Consider the following 26,000-nt stretch of genomic DNA (forward strand, 5'->3'; position numbering starts at 1 on the left):
CCAGGTGCGGACATGAGCCCGGCGCCCCCACGCGGTAGATGGGTCAGTTAGCGGTCGGTCGCCGACGTGCCTCGGTGATGAGTCGGTGGACGAGGAAGTCCGTCCAGACCGGGTTGAGGTCATAGAGCCGGCGAAGGACGTGGACGACGCGGTCGCCGTCCCGGTCCCGGACCGCGTCGGTCAATTCGACCAGCAGCAGCGCGAACAGCAGTTCGTCCGTTCTCATGGCACTGCCCTTCCTGGTCAGTGGTAGTGCTGGACGATGGTGATGCAGCCGCAGCCGCCACCGATGACAAGCAGCAGGACCAGCAGCCCGAGAAGGAACCCGCCGACGTCGGCGAGCGGTTCCAGGGACATACCAGTGATCGCCTGGTAGACGAACCAGACCAGCAGCGCGACCGCGATCAGCAGCACGGCCAGGACCACGAGCGCGGCCCGGATCAGCAGCCGTCGGGTACGGCGTTCGCGTTCCTGCGATGCCTCGAAGCGGGTGAGCCACTGGGCGTATGCCAGAGCCCGTTCCTGCCGCTGCTCGGCGAGCTGCTCCGGCGTGTAGGGCACCATCGGTGCCTGCCTCTGCGGCTCGGGGTAGTAGAGGATGCGGGTGGCCGGCTCGCGGGTCGGCAGCCGGCGGCTCATGACCCGTACTCCGAGAAAGCCAGCACCATCAGGTTCTGGTAGCCAGTCTTCGCGGCGAAGTAGTCACGGATACGCTCGACGTCCTTCGCCGTCGTGATTCGCGTCGGAACGGTGACGTCGGCTGCGGAAAGCCCGAGACCGCTGGCGGTCCGGTAGTTGAAAGAAACGTAGTAGCGGTACATGTCATCCGTCCTTTCGGATCAGATCCAGTCGTTGATGTCGTCGGCGTCCGCTGTGGCGTTGCCGGTGGCCGGCTTTGCCGCGTTGACGGCGGGTTTGCGGCCGTTGCCCTCGCGCGGGGCAGAAGTGGCCGGGACCGTGGTGGCGACGTCGGGAAGGTCGAGCGCGGTCGGCAGGTCGCCGGGCGTCGTGTCGAGCGTCGGGGTGTTCGGGTCGACCAGGTCGACGAGCGGGTTGCCGACGTTCGCGGTCAGGACCCGGCGGCGTTTGATGTCGATGCGCACCAGCGCAGCCGTGGTATCCGACGCGTGGATGGCCGTGACGTTCTTCGCGTGGCAGGCGACTTCGAGTTTGTCGAGCCGGTTAGTGATGTCCTTGAGCGCCAGACCGGGGCGCAGGTAGATCCAGACCCGTTCACCGACCGGGGTCGGTCGGGCCAGCAGGATCAGCGGCAGGGTGCCGGACTGATCGGCCTTGATGAACCTGGCGAAGCAGGTCCGCAGCCGGTGCCGCACGATCAGGCACCACGCCCACGCGACCACGAAGCGTCGCACGGGGGCAAAAGCGGCGGGAACGCCGACGAGGACGGCGACCACAACAAGCCGGACAGGCCACGTGGTGGCCCACACCAGTTGCATCCAGCCGTAGATCAGAGCGGAGGATCCGGTGATCTCTGGAAGCCACCACCAGACGATGCGCAGCCATGGCCACACCAGGACCGGAAGGCCCACGACCACACCGGCGGCAAAGCCGGCGGCGGCGCCGAGGAACAGCGCCACGATGGGGTGCACACGGTCAGCGGCGATGACCGCGGTGAGTAGACCGACGATGAGCGCGGTCAGGACGAACGCCGCCTTGGCGTTCCGGGTAGACGACCGGTGGACCTTGGTCTCGATGAGCGTCACCGTGCCGCTCTTTCGCCCGAACAGGCGTTTGCGGGTAGAGTTGGACAGCACAAGTCCTCCCAGAAATGGGTAGGGATTTCGGGGCGCGGGGTCGGACAGGTTTGCAGCCGTTTGCCGACCCTTCGCTCGTTGAAGGCCTAGACGTCGGCCGTGAAGGCCGTACTGGCCGCCAGATCCTGCGACGCGATGGCGAGGATCTGACCGAGTCGATCTACCTGATCGGCAGGCAGGAACAGGCACAGGCCCGATCCGGACGGGGTTCCGAACTTCAGCACCACGCGGTTGTCGTCGCCATGGACGCGCAGGGTGATCGGGTGCTCCGCCCGCAGGTGGAGATTGGCGTCCAGACTCGCCAAGGGTGCGACATCGCAGAGATCATCGGGGACGTTGAATCGGTATTCGGCGTTGATGCCGACGTCGACGGAGATGGTCACGACGGGTTTCCTCCAAATCGGAGAACAAATAGATTGGGCGGCAAGGCCGGCTGTGTGAGAACGGAACCGGCCCTGCGCCACATTCAGGTGCGACCACCACTTGTGTGGTCACCGCCAGAAACATCGGTTGCCCTAGTTCTGGACTCGTCAGGTGTTTCAGATGCGGACGAACAATCCGCTGGAGCTGCCAGCCGTGGACACTGAACCGGCGTTGCAGCAGGCGTACGACGGAACTTACTTCGAGGAGGCCGGACCCGCCGGCTTCAGCTCGATCGCGCGGAACGCCACACCGTTACGCCCATTGGTCGCCCACGGAATTGCCTCCAACTGCTGAACGGTGACGAGCTGCCCCACCTTCACCGACGGCTTCTCACCCGCCGTGGTGATGGCGATGACCTCGCCACCCGTCTCGTCCAACACGAAGACCTGGGTCGACCACATCAGCCGGCCGGTGTTCTTCTCGTTGCGCTGGTTGCCGTTCTGATCCTTCTTCTCCTCAGGGTCCCGCGACACCTGAACCTGCTTGCCGCTCGTGTCGATGTACAGCTTCACGACGTGTCCTCCTGTCTTCGGGATAGCCAATTCAGCCAATTCCCGAGCCATTGCGAGTCACCAATTGCTCGCGGCTTGTTACGCTGAATCGTGCGGGAAGACCCGAGGACCAAACGAGGCCCAGTGGAGGACCTCTGGAGGACATCGACGGACCTCTCGCGGACATCCGTTGAGGACAGAGGACACGTAGGCGACTGTCGAGGTAGGAGCCCGAAGGGCAGGAGGCACCCAAGGTGGCAAGACCCCGTCAAGATCCTCGAACTGTGTTGGAACACTTGATCCAACAACGAGATCGCACCTATGACGAGCTGGCTGCGGAGTTCTCGCGGCTAGACGAACGGGCCACCATCAGTGCACGCCATCTGGGCAGACTCGCTCGCGGCGAACGTGACGCCGCTGGCATGACCCCGGCAACGAGGCGTGCATTGCACGCCATGTTCGGTATGTCACCGGAGGACCTTCTCCGTACATGGGCTCCTGATCTTGCGCTGGCTCTACCAGCCAGCAACGACGGCCCCCTACAGATGCCGTCGTTCGACAACGGAAGGAGCATCATCAGCATGGCCGCAGAACGAGCACGAAGATTCGCCCTCTTGTCTGCTGAGAGCACAACCCCCGAAGCCGTTGAGCACCTTCGCGATGAGGTCCAGCGGCTGGCGCTCGCGTATCCGCAGCAGCCACTACCAGATCTGCTCGGAGACTTGTCCGAGACACAGGACACCCTGTTTACGTTGCTGGAACGTCGCCAGACGCCCCAACAGGGCCGACAGCTTGTCTTTCTTGCGAGCGTTACGAGCGGCCTGCTCGCCAAGGCGTCACAGGACATGGGCGACCCCCACTCCGCAATGCTTCAAGCGCGGACAGCCGTGCTCTGCGCCGACCAGGCCGATCACCCCGGACTTCGCGCATGGCTGCGTGGTCTGCAGTCCCTCGTTGCCTACTGGGCTGGCCGCTATGCCGAAGCGGTTCGATACGCGGAGATGGGCACTGCCTTCGCAACGACCGGCGGTACCTCGGTCTGGCTCCCAGTCAGCGCAGCAAGGGCATATGCAGCGCTCGGCAATCGGGACAAGAGCCTAGCTGCCATCCGAGCCGCAGAAGATGCCTGGGAGCACCTTGAGCCAGACGAGATGGACGAACTTGGAGGGATCTGCACCTTCAACAAGCCCAGGACTCTGTACTACGCCGCCGATGCTCTAGCGTGGCTTCCCGGTGAGGCACGGCGTGCCGAGCAATATTCAGCCCAGGCGGTCGAGGCCTATGCCGACCGGAGCGATCCGGCGTGGGCATTCGGGGACCAGGCAGGTTCGCACACCAACCTGGCGATCGCCCGGATAAGCGGGGGAGATCTGGACGGCGCCGAGGTTGCAGTTGCTCCAGTCCTGGATCTGGTTCCACAGCAGCGAATCAGCGGCGTTGTGCACTCCGTGCAGCGCGTTCACCAGACGGTCGTACGCTCAGGACTTGCAGGAGCCGCGAACGATCTTGTTGAACAGATCGAAGACTTCACGCACACTCCGCTGAGAGCCCTGCCTCGGTAGGACAAAATCGGGGCATGTACCCGATCACCATGAGCGGCCGCGTCGTTAGGCTCCGGGAGTTCCGGGCAGGCGACGCGGCCGATTCGTTGTCGGTCCTCGGTGACGACGAAGTGACCCGTTGGTTGTCGTTCGACAGTCGAAGTCCGGCCGAGGCGCAGAGTCTCATCGAAGGCGCGATTCACCGGGCGCAGCTCGATCCCCGTACCGAGTACTACATGGCGGTAACGCTCCCGGACGACAGGCTGATCGGATTCGTCAGGCTAGGCCTAGACGGTGTCCAAGCAGCGAAGCTGGGCTACGCCATCCGGGCAGACAAGTGGGGCCATGGCTACGCCACGGATGCCGCCCGAACCATAACGGAGTTCGGATTCCGGCAGTTGAACCTGCATCGGATCTCTGCCGCTATCGGGCCAGAGAACGAGGCATCCATCGCAGTCGTTCGCCAGCTCGGGATGCAGTACGAAGGACGCATCCGGCACCACGTGTTCACCAACGGCTCATGGCGAGATTCGCTGCTCTACTCCGTACTAGCCGAGGAGTGGGATTCGGCTATCCCCATCGAGAGCGCGCATCTGCGCTGATCAACCCAGATCTCAACCGTGCCGGCCAGCCGCCAGCATCAAGATCTGTGAGAACTTTCTGTACGTCTTCAAGGCGGCCCGACAAGCGGGCCGCACGCGCCGCCGGCCGGGCACACGCCGCCACCTCGCTTGGCCGCTCGGCGGCGGCGCTTCTACCGAGCCCGCCGGCTGGCGCGGAAACGCGGAAGCCCCGGGCCGCCAATGGATCGACAGCGTCGGGCTGATGTTCCGTTCGAGTAGCCGGCGGCCGGCCGGGGCGCCGGCGCGGCGTGCGTCGCTCGCGCCGGGCCGTCACGCGCGTTACGGCCGTCGGCGGTGGGGTGGCGTCGCGCGCAGTGTGTCCGGGCCGCCCCTCCAACGTCAAGGGCGCTTCGCGTCGCACGCGACCGGCCGCAAGCGGCCAGCCCTTGAGCTTTGGAGCCTCTGCGGCCCTCTCGGGCAGGAAGCACCGGTCAGGCCCAAGGGCCTGCCTCGCAACGAGCGCACGCCACCACCCCACCACCGACTCATTCGCCAATTCGGCGTCAAGGCAGCCTTGACGGAGGAGTTGCGTGGGCAGTCTCTCCAGACGGGCAACGACGGTTACACGGAACAAAGGGCGTTAACCCCGTCGGCGTTTCGAAAATGCCTCACTTCGAGGTTTTGCAACATAAACCTCGATTAGAATAGCCCCAACAGCAGATAGTGCATCCTCGGCGTCTTCGCGAAGGACTTCGCCAGAGTGTGCAGATTCGTTCGCAACCTCTACGACCTTGGCTATCCAATTTGCCAGTCGTTCGTTAGCGATTCCTTTGCGCGATAGCTCCCTAATCGCGTTGCGGAGGGGGTCAATTTTCAAACCCTGATCGAGGCATACCGCCTCGATTATCCATCGCACTAGCGCGAGGCATGCGGTGTAGGCCCCAATCTGTAGGGCTATATGGGATTCAAAATAACGTTGTACCGCGCCCTGCGGTGCAGTTGACAGCAAACTTTCAAACGCATCGGCAACTAGTGCTTTCCTTGCCAAGCCAGGATTGTGGGCAACAACTTCGGTCATTTTCCTGGACTCGATCGCGCTATTCATCTGATCCATGGCGGCTATATGAAGCCCCTGGAATTCTTTATAATCCGCCCCTAGTGCCGTAACGATAGCTACGAGAACTTGCTCGCTAGGCATAGTTTTTGCGCTTACGATATTGCTTAGATGAGAAACGCTTATATTGGCACGCTTTGATAAAGCTCGAAGCGAAAGCCCCTTTTGAATGCTAAGATCTCTGATTTTTTCTGCTAGCGCCCGGCGGGCTCGCAGTGCGGATGCCGGAACGTCGCTCACTGGCCAGCACCCCCAGAGTGATTGTGACCTTGCGTTCGGTCATGTACGGTCTGTTCTCCGAACACGGTGAACGGCCGCTTGAGGCCGCGCCCGCCCCCTCCGGTCAACCCGGCCTCCCGAGATGAGGGTCCCAATATGATGTTGGTCGACATCCGTTGGCTTGCACTGGTCATCGCTTTTGTCGCAGTCCTTGTGCTGGTCAAGAAGCGTCGCGAATGGGCTGAGCCTCTGCTCGTGGCTGTTGCCACTGCGACTCTGGCGCTAACAATCCTGTTCCTCATTGCCGTTCCCGTGTTGACCAGGGCTTGAGAGTGTTCGCCGAACACCCGCCTCTAGAGCCTACACGGGGAACACTACGTGAAGATCGACATTGAGTCCCGGCGAGATTGAGCGATGGTCGCAAGATCGCTGACCCACGAGGAGGCCGGTGGCAAGTTGTCCCGCAGTTGTCCCGTGGATGCCCATCGACCACTCTTGTTGACCATGAACAACTGGACTTTGACTGCAACGGCATGGCAGGTCAAAAGTCCAGGTCCTTGACGTTTTGGCTGATCGACCGTATCGAGATGGGCGAGTGCCCGGACCGGGCTTACCGCCTTAGGAAACCGTTGCTCTATCCCCTGAGCTACGAGGGCGCGAGGCACTAGGTTACCTGGCTGCGGGTGACCTGCCGCTACCGGTATTGCCCAGGGACGGCCGCTGGACGACCTGGTCCGCTTCCTCGACGGCATCGTCATCGGTACCGCGTACGCGATCGCCGATGCCGCCGATGACCCGTGAATCGCGGCGATCTCCGAAGTTTGACGCCGGCCGGTAGGCGACGAAGTCCCCACCCGGCCGGCCCTCGACCCCCGACTCAAACCCGCGCGGCAGCCACCCTTTCTGCTGACTCCACCCGATCAACCCCCGCCGCTCCCCGCCCCCGGAACGCCACGATCAAAACGACCGCCCCCACGAACATCACGACAGCCGCCGAAACCGCCGTCACATGCATTGCCGCGATGAACGCGTCATCGGCAGCGGAGGCGAGGTCGGGCCGCGAGGCGGCGGCGGCCACGGCGCGCGTGTGCTCGGCAGAAGGCGCGGCGGCGTCCCGCGCGGCGGTGGGCAGTGCGGCCAGTGCCGGTGCGATGCGGTCGCGGTAGGTGCCGGCGAGCACCGTTCCGAGGACGGCGATGCCGAGCACGCTGCCGACCTGCCGAACGGTGTTGTTGACGGCCGAGCCGGCGCCCATCCGGTCGAGCGGCAGGACGGCGATGATCGCGGCGATGGTGGGCGCGATCGCCACGCCCATGGCGGTTCCGCTCACGAGGCCGATGGCGCAGAAGTAGAAGAGCGACGTGTCGACGTCGAACGTCAGGTTCAGCGCGAAGGAGGCGGCGACGATCAGCATGCCGGTGCCGCTGACGGGGCCCACGCCGTAGCGGGCCGCGAGGCGGGCGCCGAGGGGTGAGCCGACGGCGACGCCGAGGGCGCCGGGCAGGAACGTCAGGCCGGTGGCGAGCGCGCTCATGTCGCGGGCGCCCTGCAGGTAGAAGTTCCCGAAGAACATCTGACCGGTGATGCCGAAGAAGAGTGCGGCAAGGGCGAAGTTGCCGGCGCTGAAACGCTTGTTGCGGAAGAGCCTGGGGTCGAAGGACGGCGCGTCCGAGCGCCATTCGACCACGACGAACAGCGCGAGGAGCGCGAGGCCGCCGAGGACTGTGGCCCAGACCTGTGGGCGGTCCCAGGCCGCGGTGTCCTGGCCGGCCTCGATGAGGCCGTAGGCGAGCAGGGCCAGGCCGGTGGTGGAGAGGGCGAGTCCGATCGGGTCGGCGCGGCGGCGGGAGGCGAGGCGCGGGTTGGGGACGGTCCACGCGATGCCGATCAGGGCCAGGGCGACGACGGGCAGGTTGACCAGGAAGACCGAGCCCCACCAGAAGTGGTCGACGAGGACGCCGCCGAGGAGGGGGCCGAGGGCGACGCCGACGCCGCTGGAGGCGGACCAGGCGGCGATCGCGCCGTTGCGGCGTTCCGGGGGGAACGTGGCGCCGATGATCGCCATCGAGGTCGGCATCATCATCGCGCCGCCGAGGCCCATGAGCCCGCGGGCGAGGATGAGCGCGGTCGCGTCGCCGGCCCAGGCGGCCCAGACGGAGGCGGCGCCGAACAGGAGCAGGCCGAGCACGAGGATCGTGCGGTGGCCGTACCGGTCGCCGAGTGCGCCGGCGGCGAAGAGCGCCGTGGCGAAGAGCAGCGCGTAGGAGCCGACGGCCCACTGGAGTTCGCCGGGGGTGGCGCCGAGGCCGGTGCGCGGGTCGGCGAGGCGTTCCAGGGCGATGCCGAGGATGGTGGTGTCGATCCAGATGAGGATGGCGGCGAAGACGAGAACGGACAGCACGCGGCGCTGCTGCGGTAGGCTGATTGACAGGTCCCTGTCGGTCATGGAAGCAGGTTGGCAGAATTGACAGGTCCCTGTCAATCGCCTTTCACGCACAATGGTGTGATGAACAGTCCCGACGGGTGCTCGACGTTCCTGGTGCGGCATGCGTGGCTGTCCCTGCGCGGCGTCGTCGCGGAGGCGCTGGTGGCGCACGAGCTGTCCGTGGCGCAGTTCGCGTCGCTGTTGATGTTGAACGACACGCCCGGCATGTCCGTGGCCGACGTCGCGCGCAAGGTGTCCACGGCGCGGCAGTCCGCCAACGAGATGCTCGCCGGGTTGGAGCGGGCCGGGCTGGTGGAGCGGCGGCCCAACCCCAACGATCGGCGTTCGCAGCGGATCTACCTGACCGACGCCGGGCGGGTGCGGCTCGACGAGGCGCTGCCGACCGTGCGCGCGGTGGAGGCGAAGCTCTCCGAAGGCTTCAGCGCCGAGGAGATCGCCGTCGTCGCGGCCTGGCTGACCCGGATGACGCAGGCGGAGCAGTCCACGACCACCGAGGAGATCTCCACCTGCTAAGCGCGGCGCAGGAGCCAGGCGTGGCGGGTGGTGCGGACCGACAGGTCGTCCCGGCGCTGCACGCTCTCCGGCCGCCCGGGATCGAGAAGTGCGTCCAGCGCCGCCGCGTCCCGCGGGTCGAGCAGTTCGCCGATCCCGTGCCGGATGCGCTGCAGCGTGACCTCCGCGTACCGGCGCGCCACCGCCGGCACCGGCGGCTCGATCGACAGAGCGAACGTTCGCTCTTCCTCGACCGCGAAGCCCGCCTTCACGAAGTGCGCCGGCCAGTCCGTGTCGATGTGCACGTGGCGGCGGGCGCGTTCGGCGTCGACGACGGCGTTGACCCGATCCTCGAGGCCGTCGCCGACGCTCGTCGGCAGGAAGCGCGGGAACGAGTTCAGCTCCACGACCGCGAAGATGCCGCCGGGGCGCAGCGTCGCGTGGACCCGGGCGAGGGTGGCGTCCGGGTCGGCCATGTGGTGCATCGAGGCCGACGCCCAGGCCACGTCGACCGGGGAGAGGTCGGGCCAGCCGGTGTCCAGGTCCGCGGGGACAGTGCGGACCCGTTCGGCAAGATCGAGGCTCCGGGCCTTCGCCGCCAGTCGTTCCAGCATCTCGGGATCGGCGTCCACGGCGGTGACCTTGCTGCGGGGGAACTCCCTGAGCAGCGCGAACGTCCCCGTCCCCGTCCCGGCGCCGAGGTCCAGCACGTCCTCGACGGTGCCCGCGCGGGAACGGATCCAGCCGGTCAGCTCGGTGATGTGCGCGTGCAGCACCTCGGCGTCGAGATCCAGCAGCTCCGACAGGTGATCGTGAGTCATACGACGAACGTAGACGCGCTTTGCCCCACGCGCATAGCATCTTGCGTATGAAGCAAGAGGCGGAGAGGTCCGACCTGGACGCGCTGGTGCGGGCGCGCATCCGGGGGCTGCGGGCGGCCAAGGGCTGGTCCCTGGACGAGCTGGCCGAGCGCTGCTACATGAGCCCCTCCACGCTGAGCCGCATCGAGACCGGGCACCGCCGGATCGGCCTCGACCAGCTGACCGCGATCGCCCACGCGTTGGGCAGCAGCCTCGACCAGCTCGTCGAGCCCGCCGACACCGACGGCGACGTGGTGATCAAGCCGCACCACGACCCGGCGCGCGGCCGCACGACGTGGCTGTTCAGCCACCTGCCGGGGCCGCAGGGCTTCACGGTGGCGCGGGTGCGCCTTACCCGACCGGTCTCGCGGCGGGCCGACGCGCTCAAGGTGCACCCGGGCTGGGACTGGTTCACCGTGCTGTCCGGCGCCGTCGAGCTGCGCCTGGGGGAGCGCTACATCCTGGTGGAGACGGGGCAGGCGGCCGCGTTCTCGACGATGGTGCCGCACGCGTTCGGGGCCAAGGACGGGCCGGCGGAGGTGATGACGATCCTCGATCACGACGGCGAACGCGTGCACCTCGGCGAGGACTAAGCCGTCATGCGGACGCGGTTGCGACCGGCCCGCTTCGCGTCGTACAGGGCCTCGTCGGCGAGCTTCAACAGCACCGCCAGCCCGCCGAACGGGCGTTCCGGACCGGCGAGGCCGACCGACACCGTGACCGGCAGCGGCCCGACCGCCGTCAGCACCGGCGTCGCCGTGACGGCACCGTGCAGCCGGTGCGCCGAGGCGAGGGCCGCGTCGCCGGCCGTCTCCGGCAGCAGGACGGCGAACTCCTCGCCGCCGTACCGGCAGATGAGGTCGCTCGCCCGGAGCGCACCCGCCAGCCGGTGCGCCACCTCGCGGATCACCTCGTCGCCGACGGCGTGCCCGTGCGTGTCGTTGATCGACTTGAAGTGGTCGATGTCGATCATCACGGCCGAGGCCGGGCGGTCGTACCGCTGGGCCGCCGACACCTGCTGGCCCGCCAGTTCGAAGAAGTGCCGGCGGTTGGGCAGCCCGGTCAGCGTGTCCCGCACGGCGAGGTCCGCCACCTGGCGGAAGAGCAGGGCGTTCTCCAGGGCCACCGCGCCCTGGTCGACGACCGCGGCCGCGATGTCCAGCTCCGCGTCGGTGAACGTGCGCGTAGCGTCGCAGCCGGCCAGAACCGTTCCGCGGGACTGGCCGCGCACCTCGACGGCGAGCGACAACCACGAACGGGTGCTCGGCCCCAGTTCCGGCGGCGGCTGCCCGTCGGGGATCCGCACGGCGGCCTCCTCCAGGAACACCGCCCGGTCCAGCCGGAGCACCTCGCACAGCGTGCCGGTGAGCTGGCGGGTCACCTCCGCCGGTTCGAGGCTGCGGCTCAGCGCCGCGAACGAGCGCCGCAGCGTCTCGGCGAGGTCCCGTTCGCGTTGCGCGGTGCGCACCATCACCTCCAACTGCGCCGCCCGGGCGGTCTCCAGCGACAGCGCCACCTGATGGGTGATCGCCGCCAGGATGTCCACGTCGTCGGTGGTGAAGATGCCCTGCGCGGCACGGCTGTCCAGGTACACCACGCCCTGGATGCGCCCCTGGCTCTGCAGCGGCGCCACCATGATGCTGCGCAGGCCGTGCACCACGGCGCTCTGCGAGCCCAGCGCCTCACCCTCGTCCGAGCCGGTCACCACGAGCGTCTCGCCGGTCTCGCGCACCCGGTCCACCAGCGTCGAACCGTAGCCGGACAGCTCGACCAGTTCGGAGCCGTCGGCGTCGCGACCCAGGTACGGCGCCAGCCGATCCGTCTCCGGTTCCACCAGGAAGAGGAACGCCCGCTGCGCCGCGAAGATGCGCACCATCTCGGCGAGCGCGATGCCCGCCAACTCCCGCGGCTCCAGCACGGTCGCCGCCGCCAGCCCGAACTGGTGCAGAGCCTCCAGCCGCCGCTGGTGCACGCCGTTCCCGCCGATGCTGGTGTGCCCGGCCCCGGTGGTGCCCGACTTGGCGAGGTCGACGCCGAACTCCGTGCGCATCCGCCGCAGCCGGGGCAGCCAGCCGTTCGCCGCCGCGATGGTGGCCGCCGCAACGGCCTCCCGCTGGGCCGGCCCCGGACTGTTCAGTTCGCGCCAGGCGCGGGCGCGCACCACGCACCCCTCGAACGACACCAGGGACAGGTCCAGCTCGGCGGTCTCGTCGCGCAGCGCGGAGACGGTCGCCAGCGCCCGCCGATGTTCGCCGCGCAGCTGGAGCAGGGCCGCCCGGCAGACGGTGTGGTAGGCGCGCAGGGTCGGCGTGTCGGCGGCGTGTCCCAGTTCCTTGACGGCGCGGGCGGCATCCGCCAGCCGCGTCTCGCGTTCCGGGCCGGTCGCCTGGACCGCCTGCGCGAGCCGGCCGAACGCCAGGTGCACCCAGAAGACGCGCAGGTAGGGCAGGGCCGTTCGGGGAGTCTGCTTCATCCTGCGGAACACCCGCAGCGACTCGTCCGCCACGTCGTCGAGCCGGTCCAGTTCACCCGCCTCGACGACGGCCTGCACCTCGGCGAGGGCGAGGCTGATCCGGGCGACGCGGTTGGCCGGGTGGGCGAGGGCGTGTTCGCGCACCCGGGCCAGCCCCTCGGCGGCGGCCGCCGCCTGGCCGGTGATCGCGGCATACTGCGTCTCCATCGTGCGCAGCGGGCTGCCGGGCAGCGGTTCCTCGTCGCCCTGCTGGCCGGTGGAGGGTCCGTTGCCGCGGCGCAGCCACTCGGCCATGCGGGACGTGTCGCCGCGCACGAGCGCAAGGTGCGCCAGGACGGTGTAGGCGTTCGTGCGATCGGTGGGGTCCATCCAGCGGCCGTGCGCGTCGACGGCGTGCGCCAGCCAGGCATCCTCGCCGCCGCCGGGATTCGGCATCAGCGAGCGCATCATGCCGTTGATGAAGTGCAGCTTGGCGGCGAGGGCCGGATCGCCGATCCCGAGGGCGAGGTTCATCGAGCCGCGCATGATCCGCCTCGCGTGCCGCCGCATTCCCACCATCGCCTGGATGAACGCCACGTCCGCACGCACGAGCGCCCAGTCCGGCCCGGGGCCGAGGCGCGCCGCCGGCAGGTAGGCGCGCAGTTCGAAGGCGAGCACCAGCGACACCCGAAGCGTGGCCGCCCCGCAGCCGACGCCGATCCGCAACAGTTCGCACATGACGCGGTACCGCTCGCGGCGCGGGCCGGTGGCGGCGCGCAGCCGGACCGGGAGCAGGCCGACCAGCACGCCGGCCACGAAGCGCAGCACCGTCGAGGCGACCATGCGGAAGGCGCCGCGCGGGATCGGCGCACCCAGTTCGTGGAAGCCGAGGAAGACCCGTTCGATGCCGGCGTCGCCGTCGTACCGGCCGAAGCACACCTCCGCCTTGCGGGCGTACAGGGCGGCCCGGCGCACCGGGTCCCGTTCGCTGTCCAGGGCGCGGCTCAGGTAGGCGTCCGCCGGCTCGAGGCTTCCGGAGCGCAGCGCCGCCACACCGAGATCGGTGAGCACCGCCGGGCCGGGCTGGCGGCCGGTCCGCTCGGCGACGGCGAGCGCCGCTTCCAGGAGTTCGACCGCCTGCTCGGGAGCCTGGTGCGCGAGGGCGAGGGAACCCGCGGCCGCGACCGCCGCGAACGTCCGATCCGGATCCCGGTCGGGAAGCCCGGCGAGAAAGTGCCGGGCGAGCCGGAACCGGTCCCGCGGATCGCCCGAGCCGGTCCCCTCGATGTACTCGGCGAGCGCCTGGTGCAGCGCCCGCAGCTCGGCTTCGGGCAGCTCCGCCAGCAGGGGACCGCGCAGGTCGTCGTGCAGGAACGCGTACCCGTCACCGGCGTGCTCGACGACGCTGCCGGCCAGGGTGGTGAGCACCGCGTGGACCTCGGCCGGAGCGACCCCGGCGACGGCGGCCAGCTCCGCCACGGAGAACCGCGCCCCGACGACCGCGGCGACGCGCAACAGCCGGCGCTCGTCGGCGTCGAGGTGGCGCACCCGGTGCAGCAGCAGGTCGAGCACGTCGCCGGGCAGCGCCAGCGAGTCCATGCCCGCGTCGTCCAGCAGCCAGCGGCCCCACGAGGGGCGCAGCAGCCCGCCGTCCACGACCGCCCGCAGGTACTCGGCGACGGCCATCGGATTGCCGCCGCTGCGCGCCGCCAGCTTCTCCACCAGCCGGTCCGGAACGGTGGCCGCACCGAGCCGTTCGCGGATCATCGCCGCCACCGCGTCGGTGTCGAGCGGGTGCAGCACGATGTCGAGGTCGACGGCGGCACCGAGTTCCACGGTGAACGGGCGTTCGTCCGCGTCGGCGTCGCGCGTCGACAGCGCCACCAGCAGCGACGAGTCGGGCAGCAGCGGCCCGAGGTGGCGCAGCACGGCGCGGGTCGCCTCGTCCATCCGGTGTGCGCCGTCGATGTGCAGCAGCGCGCCGTCGGTGTTCTGGGCGAGGCCGACGAAGAGTTCGGCGACGGCCTCGGCGACCTGGCCCTGCTGCGCACCGGCCGCGAGGGGACCCGCCTCGGTGATCGCGGCCAGTGCGGGGGAGACCGCGGCGGCCATCCCCCCGGTGGCCAGCACCAGGTCGCGCAGGTGCGCGGTCGCGGCGGCGCGGGCGTCGTCGGGAAGCCGTTCGACATCGGCGAGATGGGTGTCGACGGCCGCGCGCAGCGGCGCGAACAGCACCCCGGTCTCGGCCGGGCAGGAACCGCGCAGGGTGATCCCGCCGGCGGCCCGGACCGCGTCGGCGGCCGCGCGCACCACGCTGGTCGTCCCCGCGCCGGCCGCGCCCCGGACCAGGACCGCCCCGCCGTTGCCGCCGGCCGCGCGGTGCCATCGGGTCACGATCCGGTCCACGTCGCGGTCCCGGCCGACGAGGTCCCCCGCGGTGTTCGCACCGGTTCTGTCCAGGGGGAACGTCTCCAGCGCCCCGTCCGCCACCCGACGCAGGTCGGCGGCGAGCCCGGCCGCGCCGCGGTAGCGGTCGTCGGGGTCCTTGGCGAGCAGCCGGGCCACGATGTCGGCGAGCGCCTCGGGGGTGTCCGGGCGCAGTGCGCGCACGTCGGGCACCGGTGCGGAGAGGTGCATGCGGATCAGTTCGCCCACGTCTTCGCAGCGGAACGGCGGCTCGCCGGTCAGGCACTCGAACAGCACGACGCCGAGGGCGTACAGGTCGGCGCGCCCGTCGACGCGACGGCCCCGCATGCCGGTCTGCTCCGGCGCGCTGTACGTGAACGTGCCCACGGCGACGTCCGTCTCGTTCGCCGGCGCGCCGCTGCCCTCGGCGCGGGCGGCCAGGCCGAAGTCGAGGAGGCGGCTCGCCCCGTCCGGCGTGATCATGATGTTGTCCGGTTTGACGTCCCGGTGCACCAGCTCCCGCCGGTGCGCCGCCGCCAGGGCGTCGGCGAGTTCGATGCCGAGGCGCAGGACGTTCTCGACCGTCGTGGGGCCGGCGGCCAGCACCGCCGTCAGCGGCGTCCCCTCGACCAGGTCCATCACCAGGTACGGCCGTCCCGAGGAGGTACCGACCTCGTGCACCCGGGCCACCCCGGGGTGATCCAGGCAGGCCAGCAGCGCCGCCTCGCGCCGGAACGCCACCGCGTCCGCCTCGTCGCCGACCCGGGCGAGGAACTTGACCGCGTACACGCCGTCGCGGTAGCGGGCCCGGTACACGACCGTGCGGGCGCCCCGGCCGAGTTCACCCAGCAGTTCCAGGCCGGGCACCGTCGGGCGGGTCGGGTCGGCGCTCCCGGCATCGATCGCGGCGGGCGGCGTGCTCATCCCTCACCGCATCGGCGGTACCGGGGAAGCGCTTAGCCTTCCACGCCCGTTGTCTGGTGCGGGGTGCCGACCGGCTTGGACTCGGGGGAGCCGCGCTGGCGCAGGAAGATCGAGAGCAGCACCATCGACGCGACGGCCAGCATCTCGGACTGCCAGTTCTGCAGCGTGCGGTTCCAGAAGTCGGGCTCGGTCAGGTACTGCGACCAGGTGACCGGATCCTGCCGTTGGCGCAGTTGCTGTTCGTTGAACGCCGCCGTGCCGGCCACCGACTGCGCCAGCCAGGAGAGCAGGAAGATCGTGCCCATCGTGATGCCGAGCGAGTTCGAGTAGACGGCCTGCCGCCAGCCGTAGCGCTTGGCCCAGGCCGGGGAGTCCTGCCGGGCGTGGGCGCCGACGTGCTGTTCGGCGTCGCTCTCCCGCCCCGGGCGGTCCAGTGGTTTGGACTCCGGGGAACCCTTCTGCAGCAGCCACACCGTCAGGACGATGAACAGGAAGAACTGCAGGTACTCCGACTGCCAGTTCTCGGCGACGTCGACCGCGAACGACGCGGACATCAGATAGGTGCCGAGCGACACCGGAGGCAGCCCGTCGGTGACCTGTTCGGAGTTGTAGTCGGCGTGTCCGGCGATCGCCTGCCCCACGAGGCAGATCAGGAACAGGGCGACGAACACCGGCCCGAGCGAGTGTTCGCGAACGAGTCCGCGGCGCATCGCTCAGTCCCCCGCGACGACGCAGTCGTAGGGGCGTTCGCCCCGGGAACGGCAGCCCGCGGCGACGACCCGCCACCCGGACCCGAACGCGCCCAGGAAGACGGTGTCGTTGCCGGTCACCACCTGGGCCCACTGGCCGTGGACGCGCACCTCGCGCACGGGTGCGGGCGGTGGGAGACCGGCGTCGGTGACGGCTGCGGCACAGGGCTCGCCGGCGGAACGTTCGACCGACTCGCGGGTGTCGGGTGCGAGCGCCGCGCAGGCGGCTGCGCCGTCCCCGTCCCGAACGGCGTTCGAGAGGCGGCTCGCCGTGTCGGCCGCGGCATGATCCGTGGGCGTCGGCGCGCAGGCCGTCAGCAGCAGAAGAACGACCAGGAGCAGTGATGACCCCCTCATGGGGGTGTACTTCCCCAAGAACGACAACTTCGAACACGCCGGGGGTGCGCCGCAGCGGCACACCCCCGGCGCGCGAGCGGTCAGATGTAGCAGGTGATCAGCGTGTTCGGCCCCTCGGCGTGCTCGACCCGGGTCACGACGCCGTTCTGGATGATCCGGCAGGTGAGCGAGCCCTCGGACGGTTCGAGGCGCTTGGCGTAGAACCTCTTGACCGTGCCCTCGGTCGGGAAGCCCATCCGCCAGGGCAGCGCGACGTTAACCACGCTGACCTCTTCGGAGTACATGTCGATGTAGGTGATGGAGACGGGTCCGTCGCCGGCGAGTTCGTAGGCGTAGACCTCGCCCGCGGAGGCGCTGGCCGACGGCCAGGTGCACGGCGTCGGCGAGGCCGATGCCGACGGCGATGCCGACGGCGATGCCGACGGGGCCACCGAGGGGACGGCCGACGGGTCGACGGAAGCGGACGCCGACGGGGCCGCCGACGGGTCGACCGATACCGAGACGGAGGCCGACGGGTCGGCCTTCTGGAGGCGCGCCGGGATCGGCGGAACCGGCGGCACGGGAGGCGCGGGCGGCACGATCGGGGCACCGGTTGGCATCGTGCCGGTCGGTTCCACGCCGGTCGGCGCGACGCCGGTGGGCACGACGCCGGTCGGCTCCACGCCGGTGGGCGCGACGCCCGTGGGCACCACACCGGTCGGCGCGACACCGGTCGGCGTCGGCACCACCGGGGTGGCCGTCGGGGCGGTGGTCGCCGTGGGAGTCGGGGCGGCGCTCGCCGTGGCGGTCGGGGTCGCACCCGCCGAGGCGCTGGGGGACGCCGAAGGCCAGAAGCAGGCTTCTTCGATCGGGCTGGCGCCCGCCGGCGGGCGCACGACGACGGCGACCACGGCGGCGAGGATGAGTGCGGCGATGGTGCCACCGAGCACGGGCGGTATGGCCCACTTCGGTTTCGAGGCTTCGCGGTTCACAACGACGTCCTTAATGTGACTATTCGGCCGTCTTCATGGTGAACGTTGCTCGCCTACCGTCGCCGGTGGATCACCCGAGTTCGATCAACCTGCCGCGTCGTGCGGGCGGTGCCAGACCACCTCGCCGCCGGGGGAGTAGATCGTGTCCGGGATTCCCTCGGTCCAGCCCTGGTGCTCCATCCGGCGCGCCGCCGCCCGCGCCTCGTCCTCGCTCGCGAACGTCTCCTGCTCCGGCTCGCCGTCCCGGTACACCCGCAACGTCCACTCGCTCATGACGCCGCCTCGCTTCGCTCACCGGCGCCATGAGACGCGAGCGCACAGTGCCCCATGATTCGCTCCCGCAAGCGTCCGCTCATGAGGCGTTTTCCAATCGAATGATCACGGACTTGGAGGTCGGCGTGTTGCTGACCTCGGCGGTGCTGTCCAGCGGCACCAGCACGTTCGTCTCCGGGTAGTAGGCGGCCGCGCAGCCGCGCGCGGTGGGGTAGGAGACGACCCGGAAGTGTGCGGCCCGCCGCGTCACGCCGTCCCGCCACACGCCGACGAGATCCACGTACTGCCCGTCGGCGATCCCCAGCTCGGTCAGGTCGTCCGGGTTGACGAAGACCACCCGGCGCCCGCCGTGCACGCCCCGGTAGCGGTCCTCCAGGCCGTAGATCGTGGTGTTGTACTGATCGTGGGAACGGAGGGTCTGCAGCAGAAGATGCCCTTCCGGCACCCGCAGCACCACGAGGTCGTTCACGGTGAAGTTCGCCTTGCCGGTGGCGGTGTTGAACTTGCGCCGGTCCCGCACGGCGTGCGGCAGCACGAAGCCGCCCGGCCGGGCCACCTTCTCCCGGTAGTTGTCGCAGCCGGGCACCACGCGCTCGATGCGTTCCCGGATGAGGCCGTAGTCGTCGGCGAACGCGGCCCACGGGATCGTGGTCCGGTCGCCCAGCGTGGCCTGCGCGAGTTCGCACACGATGCGGACCTCGCTGCGCAGGTGCTCCGACGCCGGTTCGAGGGTGCCGGAGGAGGCGTGCACCGCGCTCATCGAGTCCTCGACGGTCACGAACTGCGCCCCGGACGGCTGCACGTCGACCTCGGTGCGCCCGAGCGTCGGCAGGATCAGCGCGGCCTCGCCGGTGACCGCGTGCGAACGGTTCAGCTTGGTGGAGACCTGCACGGTCAGCGCGGTGCGCCGGACGGCCGCCATCGTCGCGTCGGTGTCCGGGGTGGCCGCCACGAAGTTGCCGCCGAGCGCGAAGAACACCTTCACCGTGCCGTCGCGCATGGCGCGGATGGTCTCGACCGTGTCGTACCCGTGGTGCTGCGGCGGCCGGAAACCGAACTCCTTCTCCAGCGCCTCCAGGAAGTGCGCGGGCGGCTTCTCCCAGATGCCCATCGTCCGGTCGCCCTGGACGTTGCTGTGCCCGCGCACCGGGCAGACGCCGGCGCCGGGGCGGCCCAGGTTGCCGCGCAGCATGAGGAAGTTGACGACCTCGCGGATGGTCGGCACGGAGTTCCTGTGCTGCGTGAGGCCCATCGCCCAGCAGACGATGATCCGCTCGGACCGGACCACGCGGGCGTAGAGGCGTTCGATGTCGGCGCGGGTGAGGCCGGTGGCCGCGAGCACGTCGTCCCAGTCGAGTTTGCGCAGGTGGGCCGCGTACTCCTCGAAGCCGCTGCTGTGCTCGTCGATGAACGCCCGGTCGATCGCGTCGGCGTCGAGCAGCATCCGGTTGATCGCCTGGAAAAGCGCGAGATCGCCGTTGACGCGGATCTGCAGGAAGTCGTCGGCGAGCTTGGTGCCGCGGCCGACCACACCCCGGGGCTTCTGCGGGTTCTTGAACCGGATCAGGCCGGCCTCCGGCAGCGGGTTCACGGCCACGATCGACGCGCCGGCGGCCTTCGCCTCTTCGAGCGCGGAGAGCATGCGTGGGTGGTTGGTGCCCGGGTTCTGGCCGACGACCAGGATCAGGTCGGCCTTGTTGAGGTCGTCGAGCGAGACGCTCCCCTTGCCGACGCCGATGGTCTGCGACAGCGCGCTGCCGGAGGACTCGTGGCACATGTTCGAGCAGTCGGGCAGGTTGTTGGTCCCGAACGCCCGCACGAAGAGCTGGTAGGCGAACGCCGCCTCGTTGGACGCCCGCCCCGACGTGTAGAACGCCGCCTCGTCCGGGGAACCCAGGCCCCGCAGCGCCTCCGCGACGACGCCGTACGCGTCGGTCCACGTGACGGGCTGATAGTGATCGCTGCCGGCCGGCTTGAACATCGGCTCGGTGAGGCGGCCCTGCTGGCCCAGCCAGTAGTCGGTGCGCTCCGCCAGTTCGCTGACGGGATGCCGGGCGAAGAACTCGGGGGTGACCCGCCGGACGGTGGCCTCCTCGGCGACGGCCTTGGCGCCGTTCTCGCAGAACTCCGCCATCTTGCGGTGCTCGCCGTCGGGCCAGGCGCAGCCGGGACAGTCGAACCCGTCCTTCTGGTTCAGCTTGCGCAGCACCTTCAGCGAACGACCGGCGCCCATCTGCGCGTAGGAGTACTCGAGCGACTTGGTCACGCCGGGTATGCCGGCGGACCACTCCTTCGGCGGCGTGACCTTGAGGGGCTCCTCGGTCAGGCCATCGGTGGGCTTCTCGTTGGTCATTCCGGCACCTCCGTCGATCCTTCGCATTATGTACCCGTCGGTAGGACCACTCCCACTTCGGGCGCAAACGAACGACCGCCCCGGCGGGAGGGCCGGGGCGGTCGAACGGAGGTCGTCCTGCGTCAGCTGCTCGCTACGGCAGGTTGGCGCCGAGCACGAAGATGCCGGAACCCGAGCGCGCCGTCACCACGTACCGGAAGAAGCCGCCCTGGCCGTTGAACGTCAGCGACTCCTGCGCGGTCGGGCCGGTGGAGCGCGCCACGGTCTGCCAACGCCGGCCGGTCCACCGCTGGAGTTCGAGGTCGAAGTTGGCGTCCTCGGGGCCGCTGAGGCACCCCTGCTGCTGACCGCCGCGGGCCCGGTAGAAGCGGCCGTTCGGCACGATCTGCTGGGCACCGGCCCGGTTCATCGAACCGCTGGCCGAGGCGTCCATGCCGGCGCAACCCTGCTGGCCGCCGCCACCGCCGCCACCCGGCGGGTTCGACGCGGAAGCGGACGGGGACGGAGCGGGCGACGGGTCGTTGCCGCCACCGCCGCCGCCGTTGCCGGCGGTGGTCACCAGCGTCAGGTTGTTGACCTGCAGGATCTCGGCGAGCGGCTGGAAGAACGTCTCCCCGCCCCGCGTGCAGTCCCCGGAACCGCCGGAGGTCACGCCCTGCGCCTGGTTGCCCGACAGCCATGAACCGCCGGAGTCGCCGCCCTCGGCGCACACGTTGGTGCGGGTGAGGCCGGTGACGGCACCCTCGGGGTAGTTGACCGTCTGGTTCTTGGCGAGCACCGTGCCGCAGCGCGTGCCCGTGGTGGAACCGCTGCGGCAGATGGCCGCGCCGACCGGGGCCTCCTGCGAGCCGGCCACCGGCACGGTCTGCACGGCCTGCGTGTTCGACGTCGTGTTCACGAACGGCGTCGGCGTGAACGTGGCGTTCGTCTGCACGAAGCCGAAGTCGCCGTTGCCCGGGAACGTCGACTGGCGCACGGTGCCCTGCGGGACGTTCCCGGCGCCGGCGGTGGTGTCGCCCGGCTGGCCGCAGTGGCCCGCGGTGACGAACCCGCCCTGCACGGCGAAGCCGACCGAGCAGCGGAACTGCTGTTCGATGAAGTACGCGTCGCCGCCGCGGATGTCGGCGAGCGGCCGCGGGGTGGAGTCGTTCGTGACGACCTTGACCGCGTCGGCCGGAACGCCACTGGCGGCGACCAGTGCGCGGGCCTTCGCCTGGCCGCTGGACTTGGCGGTGATGACCACGGTGTTCGTGGAGTCCTCGACGTACCAGCCGGTCACCGACTTGTCCGCGCTCGTGGCGTCGAGCTTGGACTTGATGCCGGCGAGGGTCTGCTCGCTGCGGGCGACCTTCTTCGGCGTGGCGCCGGCGGCGGTCACCCTCGCGGCGGCGGCGTCGGTGGTGACGCCGATGTTGAGCGTGCCGCCGTTGGCCGAGATCCACGCGCCGCCGAACTCGGCACCGAGTTCCCGGCGCAGCTGGGCCTCGGTGCGGCCGGCCCAGTTGTCCTTGCGCAGCCGGTTGCCGGCCTGGCCCGCGTCGATGCGCAGGTCCTTGGCGACGGCGCCGACCAGCGGCGTGTTGGCCGCCGCCGCGTCATCCGCCGCGAATCCGTCCGCGCCGCCGGGCGGCTGTTCGGAACCCCACGACAGTCCGGGCAGGATGGCTACCGCCGCCACGCCCGCTGTCACCACCGCCAACCACGGCGCGGTCCGCTTCCAACGCATTCGGATTCCTCCCCAACCGATGACGATGCATCGGGGGGTACGGATCGGTTGGGGTGTGGGTCACACGCTTAAGGGAGGCAAAAGGTAAACGTGAGACTCAGCCTCCGCTGCGGGTCAGTGCACGCTGGAGGTCGGCCTGTTCGCGGAGGGTCTCGGCACGCTGGGTAGCCGCGTAGATCAGCGCGTCGGCGATGTCCGGCGAGGCGCGTTCGGCGGCGGCGGTCGACTGGAGTTCCTCGCGCATGCGCTGGCGCCGGATGCCCTTGGCGACGTCGAGCATGCTGACCGGGGAGACCACCTTGGCGATCGCCGGGATCAGGTCCACCATGATCAGCACGATCTCCAGCAGGTGGTACAGCTGTCGGGCCTCGCCGTCGCGGTCCAGCACCTTGGACAGGGCCGCCCGGCGGGCGAAGATGCCGTCGTTGCGCTCGCTGGACTCGGTGACGTTCGCGACCCGGTTGGCGAGCTGCTCGTCGATCCGCGCGATCTGGGCGTCGATGTCGGGCACCCGCTGGTTGACGGCGGCGAGGGCGAGGTCGCGGGCGTTGCGGGCCGCGTCCAGTTCGGCCCCCTTGCGCGCCGCGACCGGGCCGCAGCCCTTCGAGAGGGAACCGCCCATTCCGGAGCATTCCTCGTCGAACGACTTCTGCAGCGGGTCGATCCGCGCGACGGCCGCCTCGTAGCGGCTCACCAGCCCGTCGCGTTCGGCGACCAGTTCCTCGCGCTGGCGGGCCAGGTCGGACTGGTTGCGCACCTGTGCCGACAGCTCCGACGTGGCGGCCACCCGGTCCAGGTCCAGCTGCTGGTCGATCTCCTTGCCGGCGACGCCGAGCATGGCGAACCACGCCACCAGCAGCCCCAACGGCACCGCGATCGCCATCCGGGGCAGCAGCAACAGCAGCCGGTGTCCCGGCCCCGGTCGGGAGATCGGGGTGGAGACCAGCCAGCGGTCGATGTGGAAGATGCCGAAGCCCCAGAGCAGCGCCACGCCGACGGCCACCTCGGTGGGCGCGTTCGTCGCGATGTGCACGGCCCAGAGCACGGCGGCGGCGGACATGGCGGTGGTGAAGAGGACGAGCGCGCCGAACGTGCGGTAGCGCGACGCCTCCCCGTACTGGATCGCCTCGGTCGGGTCCACCCCGGACGCGCGCAGCATGGGGGAGAAGCCGACTCGGTTACTGGTTCCCGCCATCCGCTCAATCTTCCGGACATTTCCGCCTTCGTGAGGCCTGTTCGCGGATACGGGACCTTCGCGTGGAAGTCTTGGGCGGTGAACGACTACGGCCACGACCTGCTCTTCGGGACCTTTGTCACACCCGTAGCGGGCGATCACGAGCGGGTTGTCGCGCTCGCCCAGCACTCCGAACGCGCCGGTCTCGACCTCGTGACCTTCCAGGATCACCCCTACCAGGCCGGATTCCTCGACACCTGGACGCTGCTCTCCTTCGTGGCGGCCGCGACGACCGACATCCGCCTCAGCACGAACGTGCTCAACCTGCCGCTGCGGCAGCCGATCGTGATCGCCCGCAGCGTGGCCAGCCTCGACCTGCTCAGCGGCGGCCGGATCGAACTGGGCCTGGGCGCCGGGTCGTTCTGGGACGCGATCGAGGCCAACGGCGGCCGGCGGCTCAGCCCGGGGGAGTCCGTCGACGCGCTGGAGGAGGCGATCCGGATCATCCGCGACGTCTGGACCGTGGAGACCCGCGGCGGCGTGCGCGTGCCCGGCACGTTCTACAGGGTGAACGGCGCGAAGCGCGGCCCGGCACCGGCGCATCCCGTGGCGATCTGGCTCGGCGCGTACAAGCCGCGGATGCTGCACCTCGTCGGCCGGGTCGCCGACGGGTGGCTGCCCAGCCTGTCGTACCTGCCCAAGGGCGGCGAGGAACTGGCCGAGCTGAACGCCGTCATCGACGAGGCCGCCACGCAGGCCGGCCGGGAGCCGCGTGCCGTGCGCCGCCTGCTGAACATCGGCCCCGACGACGCCACCGTCGAGCGCCTCACCGCGCTGGCCCTGGAGCACGGCGTCTCGGCGTTCATCCTCAGCGGCGACGATCCGGCCGCGATCACCCGGTTCGGCCAGGAAATTGCACCGAAGGTGCGGGAGAACGTGGACGCGGCCCGTAACGGGAGCGCGGCCCCGGTCCCGGCACCCACGCCGGAGGCCCCGCGCGAACTGCCCAAAGGGCTCGGCGTCACCCCGACCCCGGACGACGGCACCCGGCTCACCGATCACGGGCTGTGGGACGAGGCGGCCCGCCCGCAGGCGCCCGCGGCCCCGGAGGGGCACACCTATCCGGCCCGCGCCAAGGCGGTCGGCCAGCACCTGGTGGACGTGCACGACCATCTCCGCCAGGAACTGGCGCAGGTCCGCGACGTGCTCCGCCAGGTCGAACAGGGCACCATGTCCGTCGGCCGGGCCCGCGGCGCGCTCCAGGAGCTGACCCTGCGCCAGAACAACTGGACGCTCGGCGCCTTCTGCGCCTCCTACTGCACGATGCTGACCCAGCACCACAGCCTGGAGGACAGCGGCATCTTCCCGCACCTGAAGCGCGCCGACCCCGGCCTCGCGCCGGTGATCGACCGGCTGGAGGAGGAGCACGTGGTGATCCACCACGTCGTGGAGAACGTCGACCGGCAGCTGGTCGAGCTGGTCCGCAACCCGGGCGATCTCACCGGGCTGCGGCGCGCCGTCGACACGCTCACGGACACGCTGCTGTCCCACCTCTCCTACGAGGAGCGCAATCTGGTGGAGCCGTTGGCGCGGCTGGGCTTCTACCCCGGCCAGGTGTGAGAACGGGCGATCAGGGGTAGCTCCCCGCACATGGCCGCAGACGTCCTCGTGGTCGTCGGCGCGTCGGCCGGCGGCATCGAAGCAATCCAATCGCTGGTGGCCGGCCTACCCGTCGACCTCCCGGCGGCCGTGCTGGTGGTGCTGCACGTGCCGCGTTCGGGGCCGAGCGCGTTGCCGCACATCCTGAACCGCTCCGGACCGCTGCCGGCCCGGCATGCGCTCGACGGCGAACCGCTGCTCCCCGGCCGGATCTACGTGGCGCCGCCGGACCGGCACCTGCTCGCCGTCGAGGGGCACGCCCGGCTCACCCGCGGCCCCGCCGAGAACGGCCACCGCCCCGCCGTCGACCCGCTGTTCCGCTCGGTGGCGTTCGACCGGGGGGCCGGCACCGTGGCGGTGGTGCTGTCCGGCTCCCGGGACGACGGGACGGCCGGCGCCGTCGTGCTGGCCGAGGCCGGCGGGACCGTGATCGTGCAGGACCCGGAGGAGGCGCTGCACCCGTCGATGCCCCGCAGCGTGATCGGGCACGTTCCCGACGCGCTGGTGCACACCGCGGCGGAACTGCCCTCGGCCGTCGTCTCGGCCGTGCGGCTCGCCGCAAAGAGGTGCGCCGCTGCGGAGTTCGCCGCCGGGAAGGCCGATCCGTTCCCGGCCGACGACGCGCTCGCGATGGAGACCGCGATCGCCGAACTCCAGGACATGACCAGTGCCGAGCTGCCGGGTACCCCGGCCGGGTTCGCCTGTCCGACCTGTCACGGCGGGCTGTTCGAACTGGCCGGGGAGCCGTCGCCGCGGTACCGCTGCTGGGTGGGGCACGCCTGGTCGCCGCAGAGCCTGCTGGACGAGCTGGGCGCCGCGTTCGAGGGCGCGCTGTGGATGGCCCTGCGCAGCCTGGAGGAGAAGGCCGCGCTGGCCCGCCGCATGAGCGACAACGCGAAGGAACGCGGCTTCACGGGTGCGGCCGCCCGCTATGTCGAAAAGGGCGAGGACGCCGAGAACGCCGGCGCCTTGATCAGGGAATTGATTCGACGAATGGATGCCCCGGCCGGGGAGGGAACGCGGTAACCCGAC

At 70.0% G+C, this 26,000-nt stretch carries 24 protein-coding genes; 7 read left to right on the top strand and 17 right to left on the bottom strand.

Annotation, left to right across the window (positions count from 1 at the left end; genetic code table 11):
* Window positions 1-43: 43 nt before the first annotated feature.
* From Val02_RS07000 to Val02_RS07025, 6 genes are all read right to left on the bottom strand, one after another.
* Window positions 44-226: a hypothetical protein gene (locus tag Val02_RS07000; protein ID WP_203898094.1), complete on the bottom strand. Its 183-nt coding sequence runs from the start codon at window positions 224-226 to the stop codon at window positions 44-46.
* A 17-nt stretch (window positions 227-243) separates the two neighbouring features.
* The gene (locus tag Val02_RS07005; protein WP_203898095.1) at window positions 244-639 is read right to left on the bottom strand and encodes a hypothetical protein; all 396 of its coding nucleotides are present in this window, start codon (window positions 637-639) and stop codon (window positions 244-246) included.
* The gene (locus Val02_RS07010) at window positions 636-821 is read right to left on the bottom strand and encodes a hypothetical protein (protein ID WP_203898096.1); all 186 of its coding nucleotides are present in this window, start codon (window positions 819-821) and stop codon (window positions 636-638) included. Before Val02_RS07010 ends, Val02_RS07005 begins: the two co-directional genes overlap by 4 nt.
* A gap of 18 nt (window positions 822-839) precedes the next feature.
* Window positions 840-1,724 (bottom strand): hypothetical protein, encoded by an 885-nt coding sequence (locus Val02_RS07015; protein WP_203898400.1) that lies wholly within the window; start codon window positions 1,722-1,724, stop codon window positions 840-842.
* 137 nt (window positions 1,725-1,861) lie between these two features.
* On the bottom strand, window positions 1,862-2,158 hold the full coding sequence (locus Val02_RS07020; protein ID WP_203898097.1) for a hypothetical protein: 297 nt from the start codon (window positions 2,156-2,158) through the stop codon (window positions 1,862-1,864).
* 234 nt (window positions 2,159-2,392) lie between these two features.
* The gene (locus Val02_RS07025; RefSeq protein WP_203898098.1) at window positions 2,393-2,710 is read right to left on the bottom strand and encodes a hypothetical protein; all 318 of its coding nucleotides are present in this window, start codon (window positions 2,708-2,710) and stop codon (window positions 2,393-2,395) included.
* A 263-nt stretch (window positions 2,711-2,973) separates the two neighbouring features.
* Between Val02_RS07025 and Val02_RS07030 the strand changes: the two genes are divergently transcribed.
* Together Val02_RS07030 and Val02_RS07035 are read left to right on the top strand one after the other, a co-directional pair.
* Complete coding sequence (locus Val02_RS07030) at window positions 2,974-4,251, top strand: NsdA family TPR-like regulatory protein (RefSeq protein ID WP_239152500.1); 1,278 nt, start codon at window positions 2,974-2,976, stop codon at window positions 4,249-4,251.
* A gap of 14 nt (window positions 4,252-4,265) precedes the next feature.
* Complete coding sequence (locus Val02_RS07035) at window positions 4,266-4,832, top strand: GNAT family N-acetyltransferase (protein WP_203898099.1); 567 nt, start codon at window positions 4,266-4,268, stop codon at window positions 4,830-4,832.
* Window positions 4,833-5,433: 601 nt separating this feature from the next.
* Here Val02_RS07035 and Val02_RS07040 read toward each other — a convergent pair.
* Window positions 5,434-6,147, bottom strand: a complete 714-nt coding sequence (locus Val02_RS07040) for a helix-turn-helix domain-containing protein (protein ID WP_203898100.1) — start codon at window positions 6,145-6,147, stop codon at window positions 5,434-5,436.
* Between the two features lie 135 nt (window positions 6,148-6,282).
* On the opposite strand from Val02_RS07040, the gene Val02_RS07045 reads away from it, so the two are divergent.
* Window positions 6,283-6,456: a hypothetical protein gene (locus Val02_RS07045; RefSeq protein WP_203898101.1), complete on the top strand. Its 174-nt coding sequence runs from the start codon at window positions 6,283-6,285 to the stop codon at window positions 6,454-6,456.
* Window positions 6,457-7,003: 547 nt separating this feature from the next.
* Here Val02_RS07045 and Val02_RS07050 read toward each other — a convergent pair.
* A complete protein-coding gene (locus tag Val02_RS07050) occupies window positions 7,004-8,572 on the bottom strand; it encodes an MFS transporter (protein WP_239152502.1) in 1,569 nt (522 codons plus the stop codon).
* A 60-nt stretch (window positions 8,573-8,632) separates the two neighbouring features.
* On the opposite strand from Val02_RS07050, the gene Val02_RS07055 reads away from it, so the two are divergent.
* Complete coding sequence (locus tag Val02_RS07055; RefSeq protein WP_203898102.1) at window positions 8,633-9,085, top strand: MarR family winged helix-turn-helix transcriptional regulator; 453 nt, start codon at window positions 8,633-8,635, stop codon at window positions 9,083-9,085.
* Here the strand turns inward: Val02_RS07055 and Val02_RS07060 are convergent.
* On the bottom strand, window positions 9,082-9,885 hold the full coding sequence (locus tag Val02_RS07060; protein ID WP_203898103.1) for a class I SAM-dependent methyltransferase: 804 nt from the start codon (window positions 9,883-9,885) through the stop codon (window positions 9,082-9,084). The genes Val02_RS07055 and Val02_RS07060 overlap by 4 nt on opposite strands.
* Window positions 9,886-9,932: 47 nt before the next feature.
* On the opposite strand from Val02_RS07060, the gene Val02_RS07065 reads away from it, so the two are divergent.
* Entirely contained in the window at window positions 9,933-10,517 is a 585-nt protein-coding gene (locus tag Val02_RS07065; RefSeq protein ID WP_203898104.1) for a helix-turn-helix transcriptional regulator, read from the top strand.
* On the opposite strand, the gene Val02_RS07070 is transcribed toward Val02_RS07065, so the two are convergent.
* The 8 genes from Val02_RS07070 to Val02_RS07105 form a co-directional block, all read right to left on the bottom strand.
* Window positions 10,514-15,706 (bottom strand): diguanylate cyclase, encoded by a 5,193-nt coding sequence (locus tag Val02_RS07070; protein WP_203898105.1) that lies wholly within the window; start codon window positions 15,704-15,706, stop codon window positions 10,514-10,516. The genes Val02_RS07065 and Val02_RS07070 overlap by 4 nt on opposite strands.
* A 32-nt stretch (window positions 15,707-15,738) precedes the next feature.
* Window positions 15,739-16,416 (bottom strand): DUF6766 family protein, encoded by a 678-nt coding sequence (locus tag Val02_RS07075; protein ID WP_203898106.1) that lies wholly within the window; start codon window positions 16,414-16,416, stop codon window positions 15,739-15,741.
* A gap of 3 nt (window positions 16,417-16,419) precedes the next feature.
* Complete coding sequence (locus Val02_RS07080) at window positions 16,420-16,812, bottom strand: hypothetical protein (RefSeq protein WP_203898107.1); 393 nt, start codon at window positions 16,810-16,812, stop codon at window positions 16,420-16,422.
* 80 nt (window positions 16,813-16,892) lie between these two features.
* Window positions 16,893-17,783: an MmpS family transport accessory protein gene (locus Val02_RS07085; RefSeq protein WP_203898108.1), complete on the bottom strand. Its 891-nt coding sequence runs from the start codon at window positions 17,781-17,783 to the stop codon at window positions 16,893-16,895.
* Window positions 17,784-17,867: 84 nt separating this feature from the next.
* Window positions 17,868-18,056 carry a hypothetical protein gene (locus Val02_RS07090; protein ID WP_203898109.1) on the bottom strand — a complete coding sequence of 63 codons (189 nt, stop codon included), beginning with the start codon at window positions 18,054-18,056 and terminating at the stop codon, window positions 17,868-17,870.
* Between the two features lie 79 nt (window positions 18,057-18,135).
* Window positions 18,136-20,409, bottom strand: a complete 2,274-nt coding sequence (locus tag Val02_RS07095; protein ID WP_203898110.1) for an FdhF/YdeP family oxidoreductase — start codon at window positions 20,407-20,409, stop codon at window positions 18,136-18,138.
* Window positions 20,410-20,542: 133 nt separating this feature from the next.
* Window positions 20,543-22,135 carry a S1 family peptidase gene (locus Val02_RS07100; RefSeq protein WP_203898111.1) on the bottom strand — a complete coding sequence of 531 codons (1,593 nt, stop codon included), beginning with the start codon at window positions 22,133-22,135 and terminating at the stop codon, window positions 20,543-20,545.
* A gap of 97 nt (window positions 22,136-22,232) precedes the next feature.
* Window positions 22,233-23,330, bottom strand: a complete 1,098-nt coding sequence (locus Val02_RS07105; RefSeq protein WP_203898112.1) for a DUF4407 domain-containing protein — start codon at window positions 23,328-23,330, stop codon at window positions 22,233-22,235.
* Between the two features lie 78 nt (window positions 23,331-23,408).
* Between Val02_RS07105 and Val02_RS07110 the strand changes: the two genes are divergently transcribed.
* Both Val02_RS07110 and Val02_RS07115 read left to right on the top strand, forming a co-directional pair.
* On the top strand, window positions 23,409-24,929 hold the full coding sequence (locus tag Val02_RS07110; protein WP_203898113.1) for an LLM class flavin-dependent oxidoreductase: 1,521 nt from the start codon (window positions 23,409-23,411) through the stop codon (window positions 24,927-24,929).
* A gap of 30 nt (window positions 24,930-24,959) precedes the next feature.
* Window positions 24,960-25,994, top strand: coding sequence for a chemotaxis protein CheB (locus Val02_RS07115; protein ID WP_203898114.1), 1,035 nt, complete (start codon window positions 24,960-24,962; stop codon window positions 25,992-25,994).
* Window positions 25,995-26,000 lie beyond the last annotated feature (6 nt).

This window comes from Virgisporangium aliadipatigenens (assembly GCF_016863615.1).
Taxonomy (GTDB): Bacteria; Actinomycetota; Actinomycetes; order Mycobacteriales; family Micromonosporaceae; genus Virgisporangium; species Virgisporangium aliadipatigenens.